Consider the following 5,085-nt stretch of genomic DNA (forward strand, 5'->3'; position numbering starts at 1 on the left):
CGGGCCACGCGGTGAGAATGCTTTATCTGGTGGCCGGCGCCGCCGATGTTTTCCTCGAAACGGGCGACGAGACACTTCTGGCCGTTATAGACCGCCTGTGGGCCGATCTGGTTGGTAGAAAGATGTACATAACCGGCGGCGCCGGGTCCAGACACGAAGGAGAATCTTTCGGGGAGGCCTTCGAGCTGCCCAACAGGAGAGCGTACACCGAAACCTGCGCGGCCATCGCGAGTTTTTTCTGGAACTGGCGGATGTACATGATATCCGGAGATGGCAAATACCTCGATGTAATGGAGAGGACTCTCTACAACGGTGTTCTTCCAGGGATATCCCTCGACGGGTTGAAGTACTTCTACGTGAACCCTCTGGAGGATACAGGCAACCACGAGAGAAAGGAATGGTACTCCTGTGCCTGCTGTCCGCCGAACATAGCCAGATTGCTTACCTCTTTCGGGGGTTACATGTACGGTCTCACTCTTGACGAGATAAGGGTGAACTTCTACGAAACGAGCGAAGCCGTCATACCCTTCAGAGACGGAGAGATCAACATATCTCAGAAAACCGGCTATCCTCACGATGGAGAAATCGAACTCACGGTCTCGACAGATCTGGATATGCAGCTTTCCATACTGTTGAGGATACCGGGCTGGACGGAAGGCGAGTTCGATCTTCAAATAGACGGTATAAAACAGAAGGCAAAGGTTGAAAAGGGCTTCATAAAACTCACCGACAACTGGAAGGGAAAGACCTCGATACTTCTCGATCTACCCATGGAGATCAACATGATCACCTCCAACCCGATGGTCAGGGAGAACACCTACAAAGTCGCCATAGAAAGGGGCCCGCTGGTTTACTGCGCAGAAGGAAAAGACAACGAAGGGTTCAGCGTCTGGGCGCTGTCCGTACCGGTGAAGAGAGGTTACGACGTACAGATGAATGAAGAGTTGCCCGGCGGATACGTGACTATCTCCGGAAAAGGGATCGCCTATGATCTCGATGAATGGGAAGGGGCGCTCTACAAGCCGCTGGCTGTCGTCAAGAACAGGGGTAGAAACGTGCGCTTCACCCTTATACCGTACTACGCCTGGAACAACCGGGGAAGCTCGCCCATGTGTGTCTGGCTGCATATCCACTGAGGGGGTAAGAGTTATAAGAATTGGATTGATTCACTACAGAGCCGGACTCATGGACGGAGTCTCTCTCGAGATGGAGAAGTGGCGGGCTGTGCTCACTGGCATGGGACACTCCGTCGAGATCGTAGCGGGTAATTCCTGCCCGGGAGTAGATACGACCATTCCAGGCATAGAATACAACGACGGGCGAAACCTCGCGTTGAACGAAAAGCTGTACGAAAAGGGCGAAATAGAAACGCGGGAACTGTTTGAAGAGATCCATGAGCGAAGCGAAGAACTTCTTCGCGATTTCGAGAGGGAACTCTCCCGCTTCGATCTGCTCGTTCCCAACAACATCTGGTCGCTCGGCTGGTCCCTGCCCGCCGGACTGGCCCTTTATATGTACGCCAGAGATTCCGGTAAGCCCTTCATCTCGCACAACCACGATTTCTGGTGGGACAGGCCTTACTATTCGAGCCCCCGCCGTGGAGTCGTCGAAATTCTCGAGAGGTACTTCCCGCCCTCTCTGGAGAACGTATCTCATATAACTATAAACTCTATCTCCGCCGGTGACCTCCTGAGAAGAAGAAAGCTCCGCGCCACGGTAGTGCCTAACGTTATGGATTTCGCGCAGCCGTCCTGGACCTCCCGGGAAAAGAACCTCCAACTTAGAAGGCTGGCTAGTATCGCCGAAAACGACGTGGTCTTTCTTCAGGCTACGAGGGTTACGGAGCGCAAAGCTATAGAACTCGCCGTAGAACTGGTGGCCAGGTTCAACGCCCTATCGCACGTGCTGAAGGGCAGGAGTCTCTACACGGGTCGGGAGTTTTCCGGGAAGGCTCACCTGGTTCTCACTGGCCTGACGGAGAAGCAATCTCCCGGGTACAGGGAAAAAATCGACGCTCTTACATCAAAACTGGGCGTGAACGTTGTAGATCTTTCCAGGCATTGTTGTGAGACGCAGAAAGAGTTCTTTCAGTCCTACAGTATCGCCGACATAGTAACCTATCCCAGTATCATGGAAGGGTGGGGCAATCAGCTCCTGGAAGCCATGTTCGCACGCAAACCCGTCGCGCTTTTCAAATATGCGGTCTTCAAAAGCGACATTGAAGACAGCGGGCTTTCCTTCGTGGACCTTGGAGATAGCTATGTATTGGAAGGGGGACTCGCAAAAATCCCGGATGAAGTGTTTGACGGGGCCGTTCTGAACCTGGTCGATTTGCTTTTCAACCGACAAAAATACCTGGCAGCCACCGAAAACAACTTCTCCACAGGAAGTGAAAAGTTCAGTTACGAAACACTGGCGGGAATTCTCAGAGAACTCCTCTCTAATTTGAAGGCAGAGGCCTCCAAACAAACTGGAAGAAGGTGACAAATGAAGCGCATCCGGGATATCATCAGAGTTTCCATTCTCATAACGCTTTTCGTGGTTCTTTCTCTGTGCGGCTGCAAAAGCGACGGATTAACGACCGTAACCGAAGTCATAGACGGCGATACGATAGTCGTAGAATCTCTGGAAGCCAGCGTACGGCTTATCGGAATAGACGCTCCGGAACTCAGGGACGGCAGCAAACCGGCCGGCCAGTACGCCCAGGAGGCCAGGCTTTTCATTCTGGAAAGTTTAAAGAAAGGGAACTCGAAGGTCAGGCTTGAACTCCACGGGAAGGACAGTTACGGGCGGAACCTGGCCTACGTCTTCACCCCCGACGGAAAGATGCTGAACACGGAGCTTCTGCGCAACGGTCTCGCCAGACCCCTTACGTATGAAGAGACTTCCCACTACAACGACAAGATCGTATCGGCCTATCGCGATGCTTTCAAGAACAGGAAGGGAATCTTCAGCTCCTACAACACCCTCAAAACCGTTGAAGCCTCAAAGATCAAAGATAATCTTAAGCCTTACAGCCAGGGCGGATTCCTGGGAAAGATTGTATGGGTGGAATTCTTCGTCACCGATACATCTAGGCTTTCTATAAGCGGAAAGGATATAATAGCTAAGGTCCGACAGGAAGAAGCGGAGCTCTTCATGCCGGAGGGATTCGATTTCGATAAGCTGTATCGAAAAACGGTGAGAGTTTACGGAGAAGTCTGGGAGGACAGCTCCGGAAAGGCGTCGATACTCCTCAGAGATCCGGCCATCGAGATCGGCAATATCTCGGATTTCGTATATCAAAGACCGAACATCGCCGATATAGTTTACGCAGCTCGATTTTGAAGCTTTTAGAGAACCTTCTCTTTTATCTTTAATAAACCCGACACTTCAACTCGTGAATACTTTCAATTCCAGACCCCGGATGTTCAAATAACCACGCTTTATTATTGACTTATCCCCGACAAGTTTAGGTTTATTTTCTCGCTGTGTATGTCCCTTATTAGCCAATACAATCCATGTTAACCCGAAAGACTCTCTATCTTATTCACCAAAAGAAAATCGCGGGGATATACTTCTTCCAAGAACGATTCGAGCCTGCAAAGGAGGCTTTAATCTTCAGGAGGTGACGTTATGAAGAAACTGCTTTTGATTTCCACCCTTGTGATTTTCGCGCTCTTACTGACTTCATGCTGGCCGGGCTCCATTCCCCTGGTTCCCAAAACCCTGTTGATCGACAACACTCATTCGTCCAGTGGCGGAGGCATTACGAGAATAGTCCAGGCCTTTCAGGCGAGAGGGTACTCTGTGTTCTACTCTTCCGTCGTAGGCTTCAACCCTCAAGAGTACGGCGCCGTGCTGATTTCGGCACCGGAAGTGGCATATACAAACACCGAAAAATCCAAATTGGGCAACTTACTCAGTCTCGGAGGCAAGATCATACTGTTGAGCGAATGGTACAGCTACTACAACAGTGCCCCTTTGAACGCAATCACCTCGTATCTGGGGGTGAATATCTCGTTCAACAACAATCTGATTCTGGATAACGTCAACAACTACAAAAGTCGTACCGATTGGGTAACGACCACCAAATTCGAAGCCCACACTCTCAGCGCCGGTATGAACAAGATAGTGTTCTTTGCCACCTCGACTCTCAACGCAGGGGCAAACACGTCGATTGTTGCCAGAGCCGAAGCCACTTCATACACACCTGCCGGGATTTCACCTGAATTTTCCGAGGCAAGCAGTGTGGAGAGCGGTGTTCAAAGTCAAGGATTCTCATCGCAGGATGTCATCATCTCAGTTCCACTCGTGGTTGCCGCGAGAGTCGGGAGCGGTAAAGTTGTGGCTCTGGGCGACAGCGATATTTTCAGCGGTGAAGGGTCCTTGCCGGGCGCTTATATCGATCAACTGGACAACTTGAGGCTGCTTCAAAACATCATAAACTGGTGATAGTCTCAGTCATCAACCGGCCTTCGGGCCGGTTTTTTACAATTGACATGCCGTTATGGCTGCAGATTTCCTATATTAGATAAAAACTCCGGTATATTTAACACTCATGGTGTTGCTCGCGAAATCGGAACCCGGAATTCATACCGACATCCCGGATACAGTCAATAGTTTTTTTCCAAAAATATGTGCCTAAAGGAGCCATTTTAATAACTCGGCCCGGTAAAATCACCTGAAAGACTCGACATCTTATTTTTAGTATAGATATTCGCATCCTAGGATTTTCTTGATCGAGGTGATTTGATTCAATTGGAGGTGATTTCATGAAGAGAATTGTCTTTTACGGTGTTGTCTTTATACTTGTAATTGCGCTTGCTTCATGCTGGCCGGGGTCGATACCTTTGGTTCCTAAAACTCTCCTGATCGATGATATACACAACAACGCTATCGGCGGATCCTTCAATACTCTTTTCGCGAAGTTCATTCAAGAGTTCCAGGCAAAAGGCTATTCAGTGAGTCTGGCATCGAGTGTGGGATTTTCCCCCGAAAACTATGGAGCCGTCCTCATCGCCGTACCCCAGCTCTCATACACGGCAGCTGAAAAAAACAAACTATCGAGCCTGCTCAGCCGTGGAGGAAAGATAATACTTCTGG

The 5,085-nt window shown here is 50.1% G+C and carries 4 protein-coding genes and 1 pseudogene; all 5 read left to right on the forward strand.

The window, feature by feature from the left end; translation table 11 throughout:
- On the forward strand, positions 1-1,136 hold a 1,136-nt coding region (locus tag PKX57_RS11175; protein ID WP_472417358.1), incomplete at its 5' end, for a glycoside hydrolase family 127 protein.
- A 25-nt stretch (positions 1,137-1,161) separates the two neighbouring features.
- The gene (locus PKX57_RS11180; RefSeq protein ID WP_472417360.1) at positions 1,162-2,484 is read left to right on the forward strand and encodes a glycosyltransferase; all 1,323 of its coding nucleotides are present in this window, start codon (positions 1,162-1,164) and stop codon (positions 2,482-2,484) included.
- A gap of 3 nt (positions 2,485-2,487) precedes the next feature.
- A complete protein-coding gene (locus PKX57_RS11185) occupies positions 2,488-3,327 on the forward strand; it encodes a thermonuclease family protein (RefSeq protein ID WP_472417362.1) in 840 nt (279 codons plus the stop codon).
- A 288-nt stretch (positions 3,328-3,615) separates the two neighbouring features.
- A complete protein-coding gene (locus tag PKX57_RS11190) occupies positions 3,616-4,434 on the forward strand; it encodes a DUF4350 domain-containing protein (RefSeq protein WP_214049251.1) in 819 nt (272 codons plus the stop codon).
- Positions 4,435-4,754: 320 nt separating this feature from the next.
- Positions 4,755-5,085, forward strand: a pseudogene (locus PKX57_RS11195) (hypothetical protein); the annotation flags it as partial.

Source organism: Mesotoga sp. (assembly GCF_035363035.1).
Lineage (GTDB): Bacteria > Thermotogota > Thermotogae > Petrotogales > Kosmotogaceae > Mesotoga.